Source organism: Amycolatopsis pithecellobii (genome assembly GCF_009707865.1).
Classification (GTDB): Bacteria; Actinomycetota; Actinomycetes; order Mycobacteriales; family Pseudonocardiaceae; genus Amycolatopsis_E; species Amycolatopsis_E pithecellobii.
Genome location: NZ_WMBA01000017.1, coordinates 61,810 through 78,481, shown reverse-complemented (window position 1 = coordinate 78,481; position 16,672 = coordinate 61,810). Strand labels below are relative to the sequence as shown.

The window sequence follows — 16,672 nt, the reverse complement described above, 5'->3', positions numbered from 1 at the left end:
CAAGTGCGCCGGACAACGGGGAGAAGCAGAGCAGGTGAGCGAGCCCGTCGAAGGGACCATGGGCACCGGGAAGGTCACGGACGAGCAGGCCGGTGCTTCCCCCGTTGTGGAATCGGCTGAACCTGCCGCGCCGCAAGGGAAAACCATCGGTGCCTGGGCGCCACGTGCCCCCAGGGGCGGTCGTCATCGCCGTCCCGCCGATGATTCCGAGACCACCGTCATCATCGGTGTCGAGGACGTGCTGGCGAGCGCCGAGACCCCACCGGCGGGGCCGCCCCGGCGGCACACGATCGTCCAGCCCGATCGCCCGTCGCCGTGGAACCGGCCGCGGGACAGGGTGATCGCGGCCGCGCTGGCCGTGGTCGCCGTGGCCGCGGCGGTCACGATCTGGGCCACCAGCGAAAGCCGGGCCACGATCTCGCAGACCGCCGGGCCCGCGCCGGCGCTGCCCGAAACTCCGGCCGCCGTCCCGGCGCAGCTCAGCGAACTGTGGCAGGCGCCGAGCGGGGCGACGCCGGTGCCGATCGCCGCGAGCAACGCAGTCGTCACGGCGAACGGCGGCGAGCTCGATGGCCGCGACCCGCTCACCGGCCAGGTGCGCTGGCGCTACTCCCGGGACCTCCCGCTGTGCACCGCCGCTCAAGGCTGGTCCCGGGCGGTGGCGTTGTTCCGCGAGGACGGTGCCAACAACGAAAGCGGCTGCAGTGAGGTCATCGCGCTCGACCCGGCCACCGGCGCCAGGATGGCGCAGCGCACCGGCAGCGCCCCGCTCGGCACGGCGCTGACCACCGACGGTTCGTACGTCACCGCTTTCGGCAGCACCCTGCTCAACACCTGGCGTGACGATCTGGTCGAGACCAACGAGTACGGCAAGGTGCCGGCACTCGTGAATCCGGACAAGCAACCACGCGTGGGCTGCACCTACGGCTCGATCGCGATGTCGTCGAGCCGGCTCGGCGTGGTCGAGCGCTGCCCTGGTGACCCGGGCGACCGGCTCACGGTTTTGCGCGCCGCGCCCAAGGATTCCGACAACCCGCAGGTGTCGTTCAGCCAGATTCTGCCCGGTTATCACGCGCGCATGGTCGCGATGTCCGGGGATTACGTGGCGGTCGCCATGCCCGACCAGAAACAGCTCGTGCTTTACGGCCAGGACGGTGCCGGGATCGCGGCGTACCCGCTGGACCTGCCGGCGACCGATCTCGATCACGACCCGGCCGGCGGCATCCCGGTGACGTCGTCGACATCGTCCACTGTGTACTGGTTCACCGGCTCCAAGCTGATGGCGTTCTCCCGGGACAACCTGACTCCCAAGTGGACACTCACGTCCGCGCTGGGGCCGGGTGTCCAGTTCGACCACCAGCTCGTGGTGCCGATCCAGGGCGGGCTGGCTGTGCTGAACGAGGCGGACGGCTCGACGATCCGCACGATCGGCGTCGACCGGCACGGCTATTCCGGTCCGGTGCGGCTCGCGGTGGCGGGCCCGGTGCTGCTTGAGCAGCGCGGTGCGACCGTGGCCGCGCTCCGATGACCGCTCAGCTCACCGTGCACGGCGCCGATCGCGTCGAGCTGCCCGGTGGTTTCGGCCCGATCGCGGCCCTGCGCACCAAGGACGACGGCAAGGCGGTCGCGCTGCTGGTGCCCGGCTACACCGGGTCCAAAGAGGACTTCGCGCCCGTGTTGGACGGCATCGGGGCGGACGGTTTCCAGGCGGTGGCGATAGACCTGCCCGGCCAGTTCGAGTCGGCGGGCCCGGACGACGAGTCGGCGTACCTGCCCGCCGTACTGGGTCAGATCGTCGCGGGTTTGGTCGAACACCTTGCGGCAGCAGGGAAACCGGTGCTGCTGCTCGGACATTCCTACGGTGGCTTGGTCGCGCGGGCGGCGGTGCTCGCGGGCGCGGACATCGCCGGGCTGACGTTGATGGACTCCGGCCCCGCCGCACTGCCGGACGGTCCGCGCCGGGCGGCGTTGAGCCTCGGGGAACCGTTGCTGCGCAAGGACGGCATCGAGGCGGCGTACCGCGTGCGGGAACAGATGAACGAGCAGTTCACGTCGTGGACGGTGCTGCCCTCGGAGCTCAAAACGTTCCTACGGCACCGTTTCGTGTCATCGAGCCCGGCCGGGCTACTGGGGATGGCCGACGGCCTGCGCTACGAACCGGACCTGGTCGATGCACTGGCGGAAGCACTGCACGCGCGGAATTTGCCGTCGCTCGTGGTCGCGGGCGAAGGTGACGACGCGTGGAGCGTGCCGTCCCAGCAAGACATGGCCGACCGCCTGGGCGCGCCTTTCGTGACCGTCCCGGCCGCCGCGCACTCCCCCAACACCGAAAACCCCAAGGCGCTGCTGGACATCTTGCTTCCCGCGTGGCGTTCCTGGCTCTGACGCCTACAACCACCAGAACAACAGCAGCGCTGCCGCCACAACAACCACCACAACCCCCGCCGCGAGGGCAGCGATCGCGCCCGCACGCCGGTCGACGAAACGCTGTGCCACCAAGGCAATCACGGCCGCCACGGGATGCCCGATCAGCATCACCACGCCCGGCCCCGGCGCGCCACGCAGCAGCGACACCACCGCCGCGCCCAGCACCAGCACCGCAAGCCCGGCCAGGCCCGCGGCGAGCGAACCCGTCAGCCCTCGCCACCACCGGCCTCGCCGGGGTGGCGTCTCGACGGGCGGAACCCGCAGCTCTTCGGTGCTCAAGGCGCCAGCAGCTCCCACGATTTCGCCGCCGGCCCGGCCGTCTGCCCTTCGGCGCAGCTCGGCCGGAAGTCGCACCACGAGCAGCGCGTGCCGACGTTGGCGGGAAACAGGACCTCCCCGTCTCCTCCGGCGCTCAGCGTATCCGTCGCGACGCGCAGATCCTCCGCGGTCTCCTCCGCACGGGCGAGATGGCGGCGCAGGCTCTCCCCCGTGTGCTCGGCGGCCGCGATCGTGCCGGTGGGCAGATGGTGCAATTCGACGCGGTGGCAAGGCTTCCGCAGCGTGCGGGCGGCCGCGACGGCATACATGGCAAGCGCTTGCGAGCTGCGCGCCTCGTACTCGTCCGGCGCCCGCTTGCCGGTCTTGTAGTCGATCACGACCAGCTCGTCGCCGCGTTCGTCGATCCGGTCCGCCCTGCCTTCGATGATCATCGACGGCGGTTTTCCCGGGTCGGGGTTGACCGGCGCGGACACCCAGCGCTCAAGCCCGATCGGAGTGGTGGACACGTCGTTGTGCTCGACGTATTCCATGATCCACGTCTTGGCCCTGTCCCGGTACACGGCGGCCTGCTCGGCGTCGGCGAACCCCGCGTCCTGCCAGTGCTCGCTCAGCAACTGGGCCGCCCGGATCGGCGTGCGGCGCTCGGGCGGCAGCTCGAACAGCGCGCGCAAAGCGTTGTGCACCACCGCGCCCAGCGTGCTGTGCGCCCACGGGCCGGTGCGCACGGGCGTCGGCCGGTCCAGGTAGGTGAGCCGGTAGCGGCGCGGGCAGTCGGCGAAGGTGGCCAGCCGCGCCGGGCTGACCTTGGTCAGGCGTCGCGGCTGCACCGCGAACTCGAACCCCAGTTGTTCCACCACGCCCCCACCGTACTCAGCCCCCGGTGATGAACCCGCGCACGGAGTTCGCAATGAGCTGCACCGCGATCGCGGCGAGCAGCAGACCGGCCACCTTGGCCAGCAGCACGATGCCGCTTTCCCTGATCACCCGGATCAGCAGCCCGGAATACCGCATGCACAGATAGATCACCAGGTGCACGACGAGGATCGCGACCGCGAGCGCCACGTACGAGCCGAGCTGCCCGCCCGCCTGCCGCACGAACACGATCGTCGCGGCGATCGCGCCCGGCCCGGCGAGCAGCGGGGTGCCCAGCGGGACCAGCGCCACGTTGACGTCCTCGACGACCTCCGGGCTGCTACTTCCCTTACCGGTCAACAGATCCAGCGCGATGAGCAGCAGGAGCAGCCCGCCGGCGCCCTGCAGCGCGGGAATGCCGATACCGAGATAAGCCAGAATCGCCTGGCCCGCCACCGCGAACAGTGAGATCACCAGCAGCGACACCAGCACCGCCTGCCGGGCCGCGCGCGCCCTCGCGGCGGGTGACTTGCGGCCGACGAGGCTCAAGAAGACCGGCACCGTGCCCGGGGGATCCATGATCACCACGAGCGTGATCGTCGCCTCGGCGAAGGCGGTGACGTTGAACAGCGACATTCAGCCCACCGTGATCCGCGAGCCGGACGCCTTCCCCACGAGCGCTTCGAACGACTCCGGGTCCGTGGTCTCGGCACCGATCGGGATCGTCTTGTTGGTGCCGTGGTAGTCACTCGACCCGGTCGGCACGAGCCCGAGTTCCCGTGCGAGCCCGCGCAACTGCACGCGGGTTTCCTCGTCGTGATTGGGGTGGTCCACCTCGACCCCGGTCAGCCCGTGCTCGGCGAGCTTCACGAGCGTGTCCACGGACACGATCCGCCCGCGGCTGCGCGCGAACGGGTGCGCGAACACCGTGACCCCACCGGCGGCGGCGATCATGCCGATCGCCTCCTCTACGGGCGTGTCCCGGCGCGGCACGTAGTAGCCGCGGCCGTTGCCGAGGTACTCCGCGAAAGCCTGATCGACCGTCGCGACGAGCCCGGCACGCACGAGCGCCTGCGCGAGATGTGGGCGCCCGGCCGGGGAGTCGGCGGGCAGCAGCCCCATGATCTCGTCGGCATCGACCGGGAGCCCGTCCGCGGCCATGCGCTCGGCCATGGCCCGCAACCGGGTCCGCCGCTCGACGCGCAGGCGTTGCTGCTCGGTCACGATGGCGGGTGCTGTGGGGTCGAACAGGTACGCGAGCAGATGCACGCTGATCCCGTACGGGCCGTCGCGATGGCTTACGCAGGACAGCTCGGCGCCCGGCACGAAGGTCAACCCGGCCGGCAGCGCAGCGATCGCAGCATCCCAGCCGGCGGTGGTGTCATGATCGGTCAACGCGATGGCGTCCAGGCCCGCCTGTGCGGCTACCTGGACCAGTTCGGCCGGGCTGTCCGTGCCATCGGAGACGCGGGAATGGGTGTGCAGGTCGATGCGCATCGCACCCATTCTGTCCTATGGCAGGTGACCGGTTCGCTACCCGACCATCTTCTTGCCACGGGCGAGGCGCTGGGCCTTGATCATCGAGAACCGCTCGCTCTGCTTCTGCTTGTCCCCGAAGACGAGCTCCGAAATGGTGTCGTAGAAGTCTTCGGGCTTCGGCAGGAACTCGATGCGGTTGAGCGCCTGGATCTGCCCTGCCGACTCCACCACCACCGTGCCGTAGCCGAGCATGCGGCCCCACGCCGTGCGCTCATAGGTCAGGTCGGTGACCTTGCTGATCGGCATCATCGCGACCTTCGTCGTGAAGACGCCGCTGGTGAGCACGAATCGCTTGTCCGTGACCACCAGCCGCTCGACCCACCACTCCATGACCTTGTAGGCGTAATAGAGAACGACCAGCAAAGCGGCGTACCACAGCACGTTCTGCACGATGTACAGCGACGGCGGTAGCAGGTAGGACACCATCACGCAGATCGCAAGCAGCGCGACCGCCTCGAAGGTGTCCCACGCCAGGACCGTCCAGTGCCGGCGGATGCGAACGACCCGCCGCTCGGTGTCGAGCAGGTACTCGTCGGGGTCCCGGGGAGCGAACACGGGCCTACCCGTTGAAAACGTTGCTGACGAAGGTGATCACAGCTTCTGCCGAGCTGCGAAGGAAAGCGACGATGTTGCCCACGAGGTTCGCCGCCTGGCCTGGCTGGGCGATCACGAAGAACAAGACCAACGCGATACCCACGAGTCCGGCTATTTTCTTCGCGTTCACAACGATCAATCCCGTCTCTTGCTCCGGCATCGGTCTAGCAAGCTCACCAGTAACGTTGTACCGCACTGCGTTCCATTACGGGAGAAAAGTCCCGCGCTTGGGTCAGTGCCTGAAAAAGATCGTACCGCACGGCTACTCTCCGTGTACACCTCAGAAGTCCAGCATGCGGGATACGCTGCCCCTATGGCTTTGGTGCGCTGCGTCGGCGGCATCGTGCACGACGCGGCGGGGCGGCTGCTGATGATCCGGCGAGGGCACGATCCGGGTCTCGGCCTGTGGTCGCTGCCAGGCGGACGGGTCGAGCCCGGCGAGAGCGACGCGCAGGCCATCGTACGGGAGATGCGCGAGGAAACAGGCCTGGTGGTGCGGCCGGGGAGCCTGGCCGGGACCGTCGTGCGCGGCCGGTACGAGATCCACGACTACGTGTGCGAAGTCCTCGGTGGCCGGCTGCGCGCCGGTGACGACGCGGCGGACGCCCGCTGGGTCGACAGCGTCATGTTCACCACACTCGAGCTGACCGACGGGCTGGCGAACACGCTCCGCGACTGGCAACGGCTCCCGCGCGGGTGAAGCGCCCGAAGGTTTGCCCGTCTGTCCGGGATCGTTGCCCGCGGCGACGTCAGCCGGCGAGCCAGGTCATCCGGTTGCCGTAGCGGGACGTCTGAGCAAGCGCTTTCGCGTCGGGCACGCCATCGTGCCAGGAGACCAGGCCGAGGGTGCACAACTCGGCGCCATCGGAGAAGTTCAGCTCCGGGCGGCCCGGCAGCACGTGGGACAGCGCCGCCTCGTACGGCTCGTCGCTGACCCACCACACCGGCCGTCCGGCGGCGAGTTTCGCGAGGCCCTCGACGAACTCCGCACGCCGCTCCTCGGCCACGTGCGCGAGCACCCGACTGGTCAAGACCACCAGCGGCAGGTCGCCGGTGTGGGTGGCGGCGGCCGCGAGATCGTCCACGGCGTCGCCGGTCACCAGCTCCGGGACATCCTTGCGCTGCGCCGTGGCGGCGGCTCGCAGCAGCCGGATGCGGTCCAGCTGGTCGGCCCACACGCAGGCCTCCAGCCAAGCCAGTTCATCCTCGTCGGACGCGTCCACGGGAGCACGGTCCAGACCAACCTTCGCGCCCGCGGTCACCTTCTTCGGCAGTTTCGGCAGTGTCGCGCCCGGCCCGAGGTCGAGTGCGCAGTGCAGGCCGACCGCCGCCTTCGCGGGCCCGGCGAGCAACTGTTCCCCGCCGTCGCACTGGTAGCGGTAGCCGAACTTGTCCAGACCAAGCAGCAAGCCCGCACTGCATCCGACCTCCAGCAAGGCGACCTTGCCCCCGGCCCGCTTCGCGGCCGTCGCGACCGCCGGGTACAGCGCGGCCGCGCGCCCCACCTCGTTGGTCACGACCTGACGGGTGCCGACGATCGCCCTGACCTTGTCCGCCCGCTCCAGCACGAACTCGCGGAACACCGGCCAGGTCTGACTGTCCACGCCGTCGAAACCGCTCAGCGACGGGTAATACCGGGACAGCGGGTGGATCGGGTCGGCCTGGACGAGGCGGTGCGCGGCGGCCAGGAACAGCTCGGCGCCGCTGGACAGGTCGGAGGCGCCCGCCAGCAGCGCGGCGACGTCGTCGTCCTCGGCGGCTTTGCCGGCCAAGTGCTCATACAGCGGCGAGACCCCGGCAGCCTGCCCCGCCGCGAACTCCCGCAACCGCTGCTTGACTTCGTCCACACTCACCAAAGCCTCCTGGAGTCGAGCACTCGGTTTCACCGTAGCCCGGTCATGGCGAACCCTCGAAAAACCGTCCGAACCGCACCGGGTACCGCCGGAAGCGGGTAACGCCACACCGCCCGAGAACGACGTGCCAGGTGGTCGAGGAGTACCCTCGATCAACGGAGGGCCGGTGTCAAAGCGGCCCTCGGCACAGGTCCCCGGCCAGAGGAGGTGAGGAACGCACGATGAGCAGTGGCGATAGTCCGCTCCCTAGTAAGACCAGCGTTCCCCTCGCGGCCGGGCCGAGCTCCGCTCGCTGACCACTTCACGGGACACGCTGGTAACGGCCGGGCGGACCAACCCGCACGGCCGTCGTAGTACGCCTACGTCAGCCAGGAGATCCCATGCCTGCCATTCCCTCCCTCGGCGGTCTGCGTGGCCGCGGGAACGGTCGTACGCGCGTCGAACCGCCGATTCCGGTCCCACTTTCGGCCTATGTCGTCGACTGCGCGATCTACGTAGACGGTAAGCGGCTGCCTGGTCGCTGGACCCATGGGGAGGCCATCAAGGAGGTCCGCCGCAGGCACGAGGGGTTCGTCTGGATCGGGCTGCACGAGCCGGACGGCCAGCAGATCCAGGGCATCGCGGAGATGTACGGGCTGCATGAACTGGCTGTCGAGGACGCGGTGCAGGCGCACCAGCGGCCCAAGCTCGAACGCTACGACGACACGCTGTTCATGGTGCTGAAAACGCTGCGCTACGTCGAGCACGAGTCGCCGACGACAGCCAACGAGATCGTCGAGACCGGCGAGCTGATGGCGTTTCTCGGGCTGGACTTCATCATCACGGTGCGCCACGGCGCGCATTCCGGGCTGGCCCGGCTACGCCAGGACCTCGACGAAAACCCGGAGACGCTCAAGCCAGGTCCCGCGGCGGTGCTGCATGCCATCACCGACCACGTCGTGGACCACTACCTCGAAGTGACCAGCGCGATCGAGGACGACATCGAGGAGATGGAGACCCGCGTCTTCGCTCCCCGGACGATGGTCAGCGCCGAGCAGATCTACCTGATGAAGCGCGAAGTGCTGGAGCTGCGGCGCGCGGTGCTGCCGCTCGCGACGCCGGTGCGGCGGCTCGCGGAGGGCTTCACCCGGCTGGTACCCGACGAGGTCCGCTCGTACTTCCGCGACGTCGACGACCACCTGATCACCGTGTCCGAACGGGTCGCGAACTTCGACGAGCTGCTCACCACCCTGGTCGACGCGACCGTCGCGAAGATCTCGCTGCAGCAGAACACCGACATGCGCAAGATCACCGCGTGGGCGGCGATCATCACCGTGCCGACGATGATCGCCGGTATTTACGGGATGAACTTCGACTCCATGCCGGAACTGCACTGGCGGTTCGGGTATCCGATGGTCCTGATCGTGATTCTGAGTATCTGCCTTCTCCTCTACCGAATATTCAGGAAGAACAAATGGCTCTGATTCTTCCTGGACTCGCGAAAGGAGTTCCCCTCATGTCACGCATGCTGACCAACCTCAAGTTCTGGGTGCTCGCCGCCTGCCTGCTGTGGATCGCGACCGTGGTCGTGCTCATCGCCGACGCGGGAACGGGCCGGTAAGCGCCACGACTTCGACCGCCGGTTCCGCCCTACGTCCGGGCGGGTGCGGCAACGCTGGGAACGGCTGGTCTCCGTCGGATTCGCATTAGGACTGTCCACAGTAGACGCCAGTGATCGAAACCCTGCGTTCCCACCGACGCTGAGGAGCGCGCCGGTGGGAACCGTTGTCACACGTGGACCGCTGCGGGCGCGTTCTCGTCCTGCGCCGGCACACCCCGTTTGAGCAGCAGGTAGCACACCACCGCGCCGAACACGAAGATCGCGCCTGCCAGGCTGAACGCCGTGGTGTAGCTGTTGATCGCGGCTTCGGTCATCAACTGCGGTGTCATCGCCTTGCCCGCGGTGAACGAGGACAGGGTGTTCGCGGCGATCGAGCTCAGCAGCGCGGTACCGATCGATCCGCCGACCTGCTGCGCGGTGTTCACCGTGGCGGACGCGACACCGGCGTCGTGCCGGTCCACTCCCGCCGTCGCGACGTTCATCGCCGGTGCCATCGCGAGGCCGATCCCGAGGCCAGCGACGATCAGCGGGAACAGCACGCCACTGGCGTAGGTGCTGGTGGTGTCGATTCCGCTCAACCAGAACATCGCGCCACCGGCGATCAGCATGCCCAGCCCGATGAGCGGCTTGGGCCCGAAGCGCGGCAGCAGCACACTGGTCGCCGCGGTGGCGGTGATCATCAGCGCGCCGATCATCGGCAGGAACGCCAGACCCGAAGAAACGGGCGAGAAGCCGAGGTTCTGCTGCAGGTAGTAGGTCAGGAACAGGAAGATCGCGAACATCCCGATACCGAGCAGGAACACGGCGAGGTAGGAACCGCCGCGGTTGCGGTCGAGCACGACACGCAGCGGCAGCAACGGATGCTCGGCGCGGCGCTGCCACAGCACGAAACCGGTCAGCAGCACGGCGCCCGCGGCGAGGAAACCCCACACCAGCGGTGCGGACCAGTCGTGGGTCTCGGCGTTGGAGAAGCCGTATACCAGCGCGAAAAGACCGGCCGACGCGGCGATCGTGCCCGGGATGTCGAGCCGGGGCCGGTGTTCCGAACGGCGGTGGACCAGCAGCGTGAAGCCCCCGACCAGCGCGACGGCGGCGAAGATGATGTTGACGTACATCGACCAGCGCCAGTTCAGGTACTCCGTGAGCACACCACCGAGCAGCAGACCGATACCGGCACCCCCACCGGCGATCGCCCCGAAGATGCCGAACGCGCGGCCACGTTCCTTCAGATCGGTGAACGTCGTGGTCAGCAGCGACAGCGCGGCCGGTGCGAGCAGCGCGCCGAAGACCCCCTGCGCCGCGCGTGCGATCACGAGCATCTCGAAGCCGTTGGCCGCACCGCCGACCGCGGACGCGATGGCGAACCCGGCGAGCCCGATCAGGAGTGCGTACTTACGGCCAAACAGGTCGGCGACGCGGCCACCGAGCAGCAGCAGGCTGCCGAAGGCAAGCGCGTAGGCGGTGACGACCCACTGGCGCGCGTCATTGGAGAAGCCGAGCGCGTGCTGCGCGCTGGGCAGTGCGATGTTCACGACAGTGGCGTCGAGTACCACCATCAGCTGCGCCAGACTGATGATCACCAGGATCAACCAGCGGCGCGCGTGATGTGGATCTTCCGTGGCCGTGCCCGCTCTGGGCTCGGCGATGGCTGTGGACGATGAAGGCATACCGGTCCTCGCAAAGATATGTGGAGTAGGGACCTCCCCTTTTCACCGTCCAACGTAGCGGAAGTGGAGGTTGTTCCTCGATTTTTTGGTAAACTGAGGATCATGACGCGGAACACAGTCGCAACGGAGCGGCCGCTGAGGCGGGACGCGGAACGCAACCGCCAGCGCATCATCGTCGCCGCCCGCGAGGTCTTCCGGGAACGCGGGATGGACACCACGCTCGACGACATCGCACACCGGGCGGGCCTCGGCGTCGGCACGGTCTACCGTCGCTTTCCCAACAAGGAACATCTGGTCGAGGCGATGTTCGCGGACCGGCTCGAGGGAATCGGCGAGCGGATGAGCGCGGCGCTGGACAGGGCGGATCCCTGGCAGGCGCTGCTGGACTTCCTATGGGAGGCGACCGCGCTCATCGCGGACGACCGCGGGCTGCACGACGTGATGCTCAGCACGGCGTTCGGGCAGCACAAGGTCGCGACGGCCCGTGACAAGTTGCTGCCGCTCGCCGAGGAACTGATCCGGCGCGCGAAGCAGTGCGGGAAGCTCCGGCCCGATTTCGAGCCCGAGGACATGCTGATGCTGTTCAAAATGATCGGCGCGGCGGCCGAGTACACCCACCACGTGGCCCCCGACCAATGGCGGCGCTACGCGGCGCTGCTGTTCGACAGCCTCCGCGCGGAAACGGGCCCGCCGACCCCGCTCCCCGTTCCCGCGCTCGGCACCCTCGACATGCGCGACGTGATGAAGAACTGGTGCCGATGACGCTCAGGGCACGAGCATGAAACCCTCGCCCACCGCCGCCGCCCGCAATGACTTGTCCGCCGCGGCGAAGGTGCGGCAATCCCGGTCCGCCGAAGCCGCCAGCTGCGCGCAAGCGAGCTGGGTGGCGTCGTAGGCGCGCAGGCCGTGCGCCCGGGTGAGGCGGGACGCGGTTTCCAGCACCAGGTCCGAGACGGGCACGACGGCGAACCGGCCCGGCTGCTCCAGCGTGCCGTAGAAGTCCGCTTCGAATTCAGCGACCAGCACGCTCACCTGCTGCGGGCTCAGCTCCCCCAGCCGGTACTTCCGCCACAGCGCGGCGGGCACCTCGATCCGGGCGAGCTGGGAGATCACCAGGGCCGGTAGCTCACGAATGTGCTCGTGACCCGGTTCGTCGGCATAGATTTTCACCAGAGCGGACGAATCCGCGAACGTGCTCACTCTCGTTCTTCGGCAACCAGCGACGAGACCGGGACGCCCTGGCCCGCCGCGGCTCTGGCGGCGGCCACGGCTTCGGGATCAGGGCGAGCCCTCGGACTTCCTCCTTGCCAGAGCAAGCCGGCGCGCTGCAGGCGCTCACGCACCTTGGCTGCTTCGTCTCCGGCCAGGTCCGGATTGGTGGCGGCGTCGAGAACTTGGGTCACGTACTCGTTCATGCTTTTGCCTTGCTGTTTGGCGGCGAGCTGAACACGCCGCACCAGCTCCTCGCCTGCACGCCACGTGACCTGGCTCATGAATACAATGCTAGCACGGCAGCAGGCATGCAGGCACTACGCATCTTCGTAGGTGAGGTTCGCGCCCGAGGACGGGTCGAAGAGCTGCAGTTTCGCCGCGTCGAACCAGACGGAAGCCTGGCCGCCCTCGGTGATCCGCGACGACGCGGACAGCCGCGCCACGATCTGCTGCGCGCCGCCGGGCACGTCGTCCGCGCCCGCGTCCGCCGCGAGTTCAGCCAGTTCCGCGGTGCTCGCCAGCGCGCCTTCGATCGTGAAGTACGCGAACTTCTCCGAGCCCATCGACTCCAGCACGTCCACATGCGCTGAGAACGTCACGCCCGCATCGTCGACCAGCGACGCGTCCTCGAAATGCTCCGGGCGCACGCCCGCAATCACCTCGCGGGGCGCGTTCGCGGCCTCGGCGAGGCGCCGCACCTTGTCCGGCAACGCGAACGAGCCGAGCGGGCTTTTCAGCTGCCCCTCTGCCAAGGTCGCGGGCAGGAAGTTCATCGACGGCGAGCCGATGAACCCGGCCACGAACAGGTTGGCCGGATGGTCGTAGAGGAACTGTGGGCTGCCGACCTGCTGCACGTACCCGGCGCGCAGCACCACGACCCGGTCGCCGAGCGTCATGGCCTCGGTCTGGTCGTGGGTGACGTACAGCGTGGTCGTGCCCAGCTGCTTCTGCAGTTTCGACACCGACGTGCGCATCTGACCACGCAGCTTTGCGTCCAGATTGGACAGTGGCTCGTCCATCAGGAACGCCTTGGGGCTGCGCACGATCGCCCGTCCCATCGCGACGCGCTGCCGCTGACCACCGGAGAGGTTCGCGGGCTTGCGGTCCAGATGCTGGGTCAGGTCCAGGATCCTGGCCGCCTCCTCAACCTTCGCACGCACCGTCGCATCGTCCACTTTGGCCAGTCGAAGGGGAAAGGCCATGTTCTCCCGGACGCTCATGTGCGGGTACAGCGCGTAGGACTGGAACACCATCGCGATATCCCGGTCCTTCGGCGCCCGCTCGTTCATCCGCTGCCCGTCGATGCGCAACTCGCCGGCGGAGATGTCCTCCAGGCCGGCCACCATGTTCAGCGTCGTCGACTTCCCGCAGCCGGACGGGCCGACCAGGATGATGAACTCGCCGTCCGCGACGGTGAGGTCCACTTCGGACACCGCGAGCGCCCCGTCGGGATAGCGCTTGCTCACCTTGTCAAGAACGATCTCAGCCATGTCTACCCCTTCACCGCGCCGGAGGTCAGGCCGGCGACGATACGGCGCTGGAAGAACAGCACGAACAGGATGATCGGGATGGTGATCACGACGGCCGCCGCCGCGATCGTGCCGGTCGGGTCCTCGAACTGCGAGGCACCGGTGAAGAACGACAACGCCGCCGGCACGGTGCGGGAGGCGTTCGTCGACGTGAGCGAGATGGCGAACAGGAAGTCGTTCCAGCAGAAGATGAACACCAGGATCGCGGTGGTGAACACCCCCGGTGCCGCGAGCGGCGCGATGACCCGCCGGAACGCCTGCGCCGGCGTCGCCCCGTCCATCTTCGCCGCTTTCTCCAGTTCCCAGGGGATCTCGCGGAAGAACGCCGAAAGCGTGTAGATCGCCAGCGGCAACGCGAAAGTGATGTACGGGATGATCAGACCGGCCCAGGTGTCGAACAACCCCAGTGTCCGCTCGATGTTGAACAGCGGCGTCACCAGCGACACCTGCGGGAACATCGCGATCAGCAACGAGATCCCGATCAGAAAGCGCTTTCCTGGGAAATCGAGCCTGGCGACCGCGTACGCCGCCATCGTGCCGAACACGACCGCGATCGCGGTCGCGATCAGTGCGATGCCGATGGAGTTGATGAGCGCCCGGATGAAGTCGTCGGTCCGGAAGATGTCCGCGTAGTTCTGGAAAGTCCACGCGCGTGGGATGAACTTGCCGTCGTCGAGGGTGTCCTTCGTCTTGAAGGACAAGGAAAGGATCCACAGCACCGGCACCAGCGCGTAGATCACGACGAAGATGTCGATCAGCGTCCAGGTGGTTCTGCGGCCGGTGGTGACCGTGCCCTGCAGCGCCATCAGCGGTTGCCTCCCGTGTCCGAGCCCGGCGCGGCGGTGCCGAACAGCTTGATGAAGATGAACGCGATGATCGCCACGGTGATGAAGATCAGCACCGCCATCGTCGACCCGATCCCGAGGTTCAGACCTTTGATGAGGTTGTTGTAGGTCTGCATGGACACCGAGGACGTGCTGTTGGCACCGCTGGTCAGCACGAAGATGTTGTCGAAGATGCGGAACGCGTCGAGCGTGCGGAACAGCAACGCCACCAAGATCGCCGGCTTCATCACCGGCACCATCACCTTGACGAACCGCTGCCATGCGTTGGCCCCGTCCATCGCCGCCGCCTTCAGCAGGTCGTCCGGGACGAGCGCGAGCCCGGCCATCAGCAGCAGCGCCATGAACGGGGTCGTCTTCCATACCTCGGCGAGCACGATGATCGCCAGCGACGGAAGGTACTGCGTCAACGGCGCCGCGTCAGGCGCGATCAGGTTCGCCAGGTACCCCGTGTCGGGGGTCCACGCGTAGTACCACGAGAACGCCGCCACCACGGTCACGATCCCGTACGGGATCAGGGAAACCGTCCGCACCAGCCCGCGCCCGACGAGCGTGCGATGCATGATCAGCGCCAGCAGCATGCCCAGCACCAGCTCGATCACCACGGACACCACGGTGATCACCATCGTCGTGGCGAACGCGGTCCACCAGTACGGATTGGACAGTACGGCCGCGTAGTTGGCGAAACCGATGAACTGCCGTTCCGCCGGGAACCTCAGGTCGTAACGCTGCAGCGACAACCAGATCGAGTACCCGATCGGATAGGCGGTGACCAGCAGCATCACGATGGCCGCCGGTGCGCACAGCAGCAGACCGAGCCGGCGTTCGGCCTTCTTGCCCTCGCTCAGTACGGGTTTGGCCTGCTTCCCCGGTTTCGCTTGCGGCGCCGCGGTTTCGGTGACGACGGAACTCACGGGATCACCCCTTTCGACTGGAGAGCCTCGGACAGCTGCTTGCGCAATTCGTCCGCTGTGGACGGTGGATCGATCTTCGACGGCGGTGAGAGCACCTTCGACATCACCGTCGACAGGCTCTGGTAGGCCGGGGTGAGCGGCCGGACCGAAGAGGTCTTGAGCGCGGCCAGGATCGTGTCCCGCATCGGGTACGCGGTCTGCATGCTCGGGTTGTTCTTCGCATCGACCGGCTTGCTCGGATCCAGTGGCGTGTTGTCGGTGTAGAGCGACTCGTTGACCGGCGGCACGCCGTCGTTGAGCGCGGCGAACTTCTGACTTTCCGGGGTACGCATGCACAAAACGGCCGCGAACGCCGCGTCCTTGTGCTGGGAGTACGAGCTCACCGCGAGATCGATCCCGCCGATGGTCGTGCGGCCGGGGGTGCCCGGGATGACCTCGGGATAGGTGGCCCACTTGAAGTGCGGCAGGTTCGCCGGATCTTCCTCGGCGAAGGAGGCGTAGACGAACGGCCAGTTCAGCTGGAAAGCGCCGTTGCCGCGCTGGAACGCCTGCCGGACCTCGTCCTCTTTCTGGTTCGTCAGCGACGGGTCGGTGATCCCGGCGGTGGTGAGCTTCTTGAGCACCTCGAGGCCCTTCACCGCACCGGCGTCCATCACCACGGACTTCCCGTCGTCGGACAGGATGCGGCCGCCCGCGGACTCGACGAGCGTGTTGTAGACGACCACCAGACCCTCGTACTGGGCGCCGGTGAACAGGACGTTGTGCGGTTTGCCCTGCGCCTTGAGCGCCTGGGCCTGCGCCATCATGTCGTCCCACGTCTTCGGCGGGTTCGGGGTGATCCGGTCGTCGTACCACAGCAGCTGCACGTTCGTGTGCTTCGGCGCCGCGTACAGTTTTCCGTTCCAGGTGGCGGTTTGGACCGGCCCGGGCAGCACACCTTGTTGTGCCTCGGCCTTGTTGTCACCGGTCCATTCGTCGATCCAGCCCGCCTCGGCGAACTCCGGCACCCAGGTGACGTCGAGGCCGAGGATGTCGAGACTGGAGTCGCCGGCCGCGAGCCTGCGCACGAGTTGCTCGCGCTGGCCGTCCGCGGTGCGCGGCAGCTTGTTGTAGACGATGTGGTAGCGCCCGCCGGCCTGCTGGTTGCACTTGTCGACGGTTTCCTGGAAATGGTCCTCGGGATACATGTAGACGGTGATCGTGTTCCCGCCACCCGAGCCACACGCGGTCAGCAGACCCGCGGTGACCAACCCCGCCGCGGCCACGGCCCGGCGTCGTCTGCTTCCCATGCCCATCCGGACCCCCTCGGCGGTGTGCACGCCGGTTGGCGGACCCGCACAACGACGTGCCAAAGGATCGGTGAG

General features: G+C 67.8%; 19 protein-coding genes and 1 pseudogene. 6 read left to right on the top strand and 14 right to left on the bottom strand.

Going from position 1 to position 16,672, the window contains the following annotated elements; all coding sequences use genetic code 11:
* Positions 1-34: 34 nt before the first annotated feature.
* Both GKO32_RS13905 and GKO32_RS13900 read left to right on the top strand, forming a co-directional pair.
* Positions 35-1,528: an Rv3212 family protein gene (locus tag GKO32_RS13905; protein ID WP_312867890.1), complete on the top strand. Its 1,494-nt coding sequence runs from the start codon at positions 35-37 to the stop codon at positions 1,526-1,528.
* Positions 1,525-2,385, top strand: coding sequence for an alpha/beta fold hydrolase (locus GKO32_RS13900; protein ID WP_154757252.1), 861 nt, complete (start codon positions 1,525-1,527; stop codon positions 2,383-2,385). Before GKO32_RS13905 ends, GKO32_RS13900 begins: the two co-directional genes overlap by 4 nt.
* A gap of 3 nt (positions 2,386-2,388) precedes the next feature.
* On the opposite strand, the gene GKO32_RS13895 is transcribed toward GKO32_RS13900, so the two are convergent.
* From GKO32_RS13895 to GKO32_RS13870, 6 genes are read right to left on the bottom strand one after another with little or no spacing between them, the layout of a single operon-like run.
* A complete protein-coding gene (locus GKO32_RS13895; RefSeq protein ID WP_154757251.1) occupies positions 2,389-2,706 on the bottom strand; it encodes a hypothetical protein in 318 nt (105 codons plus the stop codon).
* Positions 2,703-3,560 (bottom strand): RecB family exonuclease, encoded by an 858-nt coding sequence (locus tag GKO32_RS13890; protein ID WP_312867904.1) that lies wholly within the window; start codon positions 3,558-3,560, stop codon positions 2,703-2,705. Before GKO32_RS13890 ends, GKO32_RS13895 begins: the two co-directional genes overlap by 4 nt.
* Before the next feature lie 16 nt (positions 3,561-3,576).
* Positions 3,577-4,194, bottom strand: coding sequence for a MarC family protein (locus tag GKO32_RS13885; protein WP_154757249.1), 618 nt, complete (start codon positions 4,192-4,194; stop codon positions 3,577-3,579).
* On the bottom strand, positions 4,195-5,064 hold the full coding sequence (locus GKO32_RS13880; protein ID WP_166459539.1) for a PHP domain-containing protein: 870 nt from the start codon (positions 5,062-5,064) through the stop codon (positions 4,195-4,197).
* A gap of 27 nt (positions 5,065-5,091) precedes the next feature.
* Entirely contained in the window at positions 5,092-5,652 is a 561-nt protein-coding gene (locus GKO32_RS13875; RefSeq protein WP_312867889.1) for a PH domain-containing protein, read from the bottom strand.
* 4 nt (positions 5,653-5,656) lie between these two features.
* Positions 5,657-5,851 carry a hypothetical protein gene (locus tag GKO32_RS13870; protein WP_166459538.1) on the bottom strand — a complete coding sequence of 65 codons (195 nt, stop codon included), beginning with the start codon at positions 5,849-5,851 and terminating at the stop codon, positions 5,657-5,659.
* 153 nt (positions 5,852-6,004) lie between these two features.
* Between GKO32_RS13870 and GKO32_RS13865 the strand changes: the two genes are divergently transcribed.
* Entirely contained in the window at positions 6,005-6,391 is a 387-nt protein-coding gene (locus tag GKO32_RS13865; RefSeq protein ID WP_154757247.1) for an NUDIX hydrolase, read from the top strand.
* A gap of 49 nt (positions 6,392-6,440) precedes the next feature.
* Here GKO32_RS13865 and GKO32_RS13860 read toward each other — a convergent pair whose 3' ends face one another.
* Positions 6,441-7,544, bottom strand: coding sequence for a DUF2332 domain-containing protein (locus GKO32_RS13860; RefSeq protein ID WP_312867888.1), 1,104 nt, complete (start codon positions 7,542-7,544; stop codon positions 6,441-6,443).
* 380 nt (positions 7,545-7,924) lie between these two features.
* Here GKO32_RS13860 and corA point away from each other — a divergent pair, with 380 nt between their 5' ends.
* Together corA and GKO32_RS38995 are read left to right on the top strand one after the other, a co-directional pair.
* Positions 7,925-9,007 (top strand): magnesium/cobalt transporter CorA, encoded by a 1,083-nt coding sequence (gene corA, locus GKO32_RS13855; protein WP_154757245.1) that lies wholly within the window; start codon positions 7,925-7,927, stop codon positions 9,005-9,007.
* A gap of 144 nt (positions 9,008-9,151) precedes the next feature.
* Positions 9,152-9,256, top strand: a pseudogene (locus GKO32_RS38995) (chromosome partitioning protein ParB); the annotation flags it as partial.
* A 55-nt stretch (positions 9,257-9,311) separates the two neighbouring features.
* On the opposite strand, the gene GKO32_RS13845 reads toward GKO32_RS38995, so the two are convergent.
* Positions 9,312-10,811: an MFS transporter gene (locus tag GKO32_RS13845; RefSeq protein ID WP_154757244.1), complete on the bottom strand. Its 1,500-nt coding sequence runs from the start codon at positions 10,809-10,811 to the stop codon at positions 9,312-9,314.
* Between the two features lie 102 nt (positions 10,812-10,913).
* On the opposite strand from GKO32_RS13845, the gene GKO32_RS13840 reads away from it, so the two are divergent.
* A complete protein-coding gene (locus tag GKO32_RS13840; protein WP_154757243.1) occupies positions 10,914-11,573 on the top strand; it encodes a TetR/AcrR family transcriptional regulator in 660 nt (219 codons plus the stop codon).
* Positions 11,574-11,576: 3 nt separating this feature from the next.
* Here the strand turns inward: GKO32_RS13840 and GKO32_RS13835 are convergent, their stop codons facing one another.
* The 6 genes from GKO32_RS13835 to GKO32_RS13810 are packed head-to-tail and all read right to left on the bottom strand — an operon-like array spanning position 11,577 to position 16,603.
* Positions 11,577-12,011, bottom strand: coding sequence for a type II toxin-antitoxin system VapC family toxin (locus GKO32_RS13835; RefSeq protein ID WP_312867887.1), 435 nt, complete (start codon positions 12,009-12,011; stop codon positions 11,577-11,579).
* Positions 12,008-12,304 (bottom strand): toxin-antitoxin system HicB family antitoxin, encoded by a 297-nt coding sequence (locus GKO32_RS13830; RefSeq protein ID WP_154757242.1) that lies wholly within the window; start codon positions 12,302-12,304, stop codon positions 12,008-12,010. The genes GKO32_RS13835 and GKO32_RS13830 overlap by 4 nt, the downstream gene beginning before the upstream one ends.
* 36 nt (positions 12,305-12,340) lie before the next feature.
* Positions 12,341-13,513 (bottom strand): ABC transporter ATP-binding protein, encoded by a 1,173-nt coding sequence (locus tag GKO32_RS13825; RefSeq protein ID WP_154757241.1) that lies wholly within the window; start codon positions 13,511-13,513, stop codon positions 12,341-12,343.
* Between the two features lie 2 nt (positions 13,514-13,515).
* Positions 13,516-14,358: a carbohydrate ABC transporter permease gene (locus tag GKO32_RS13820; protein ID WP_154757240.1), complete on the bottom strand. Its 843-nt coding sequence runs from the start codon at positions 14,356-14,358 to the stop codon at positions 13,516-13,518.
* Positions 14,358-15,308 (bottom strand): carbohydrate ABC transporter permease, encoded by a 951-nt coding sequence (locus GKO32_RS13815; RefSeq protein WP_312867886.1) that lies wholly within the window; start codon positions 15,306-15,308, stop codon positions 14,358-14,360. Before GKO32_RS13815 ends, GKO32_RS13820 begins: the two co-directional genes overlap by 1 nt.
* Positions 15,305-16,603: an ABC transporter substrate-binding protein gene (locus tag GKO32_RS13810; protein WP_154757293.1), complete on the bottom strand. Its 1,299-nt coding sequence runs from the start codon at positions 16,601-16,603 to the stop codon at positions 15,305-15,307. Before GKO32_RS13810 ends, GKO32_RS13815 begins: the two co-directional genes overlap by 4 nt.
* Positions 16,604-16,672 lie beyond the last annotated feature (69 nt).

What these genes read in the sequence shown, in the direction of transcription:
- GKO32_RS13900 (WP_154757252.1), top strand. Translation starts at nt 1,525, where the DNA reads ATGACCGCTCAGCTCACCGTGCACGGCGCCGATCGCGTCGAGCTGCCC.
- GKO32_RS13885 (WP_154757249.1), bottom strand. Translation starts at nt 4,194, where the DNA reads ATGTCGCTGTTCAACGTCACCGCCTTCGCCGAGGCGACGATCACGCTC.
- GKO32_RS13880 (WP_166459539.1), bottom strand. Translation starts at nt 5,064, where the DNA reads ATGGGTGCGATGCGCATCGACCTGCACACCCATTCCCGCGTCTCCGAT.
- GKO32_RS13870 (WP_166459538.1), bottom strand. Translation starts at nt 5,851, where the DNA reads ATGCCGGAGCAAGAGACGGGATTGATCGTTGTGAACGCGAAGAAAATA.
- GKO32_RS13865 (WP_154757247.1), top strand. Translation starts at nt 6,005, where the DNA reads ATGGCTTTGGTGCGCTGCGTCGGCGGCATCGTGCACGACGCGGCGGGG.
- corA (WP_154757245.1), top strand. Translation starts at nt 7,925, where the DNA reads ATGCCTGCCATTCCCTCCCTCGGCGGTCTGCGTGGCCGCGGGAACGGT.
- GKO32_RS13845 (WP_154757244.1), bottom strand. Translation starts at nt 10,811, where the DNA reads ATGCCTTCATCGTCCACAGCCATCGCCGAGCCCAGAGCGGGCACGGCC.
- GKO32_RS13840 (WP_154757243.1), top strand. Translation starts at nt 10,914, where the DNA reads ATGACGCGGAACACAGTCGCAACGGAGCGGCCGCTGAGGCGGGACGCG.
- GKO32_RS13830 (WP_154757242.1), bottom strand. Translation starts at nt 12,304, where the DNA reads ATGAGCCAGGTCACGTGGCGTGCAGGCGAGGAGCTGGTGCGGCGTGTT.
- GKO32_RS13825 (WP_154757241.1), bottom strand. Translation starts at nt 13,513, where the DNA reads ATGGCTGAGATCGTTCTTGACAAGGTGAGCAAGCGCTATCCCGACGGG.
- GKO32_RS13820 (WP_154757240.1), bottom strand. Translation starts at nt 14,358, where the DNA reads ATGGCGCTGCAGGGCACGGTCACCACCGGCCGCAGAACCACCTGGACG.
- GKO32_RS13810 (WP_154757293.1), bottom strand. Translation starts at nt 16,603, where the DNA reads ATGGGCATGGGAAGCAGACGACGCCGGGCCGTGGCCGCGGCGGGGTTG.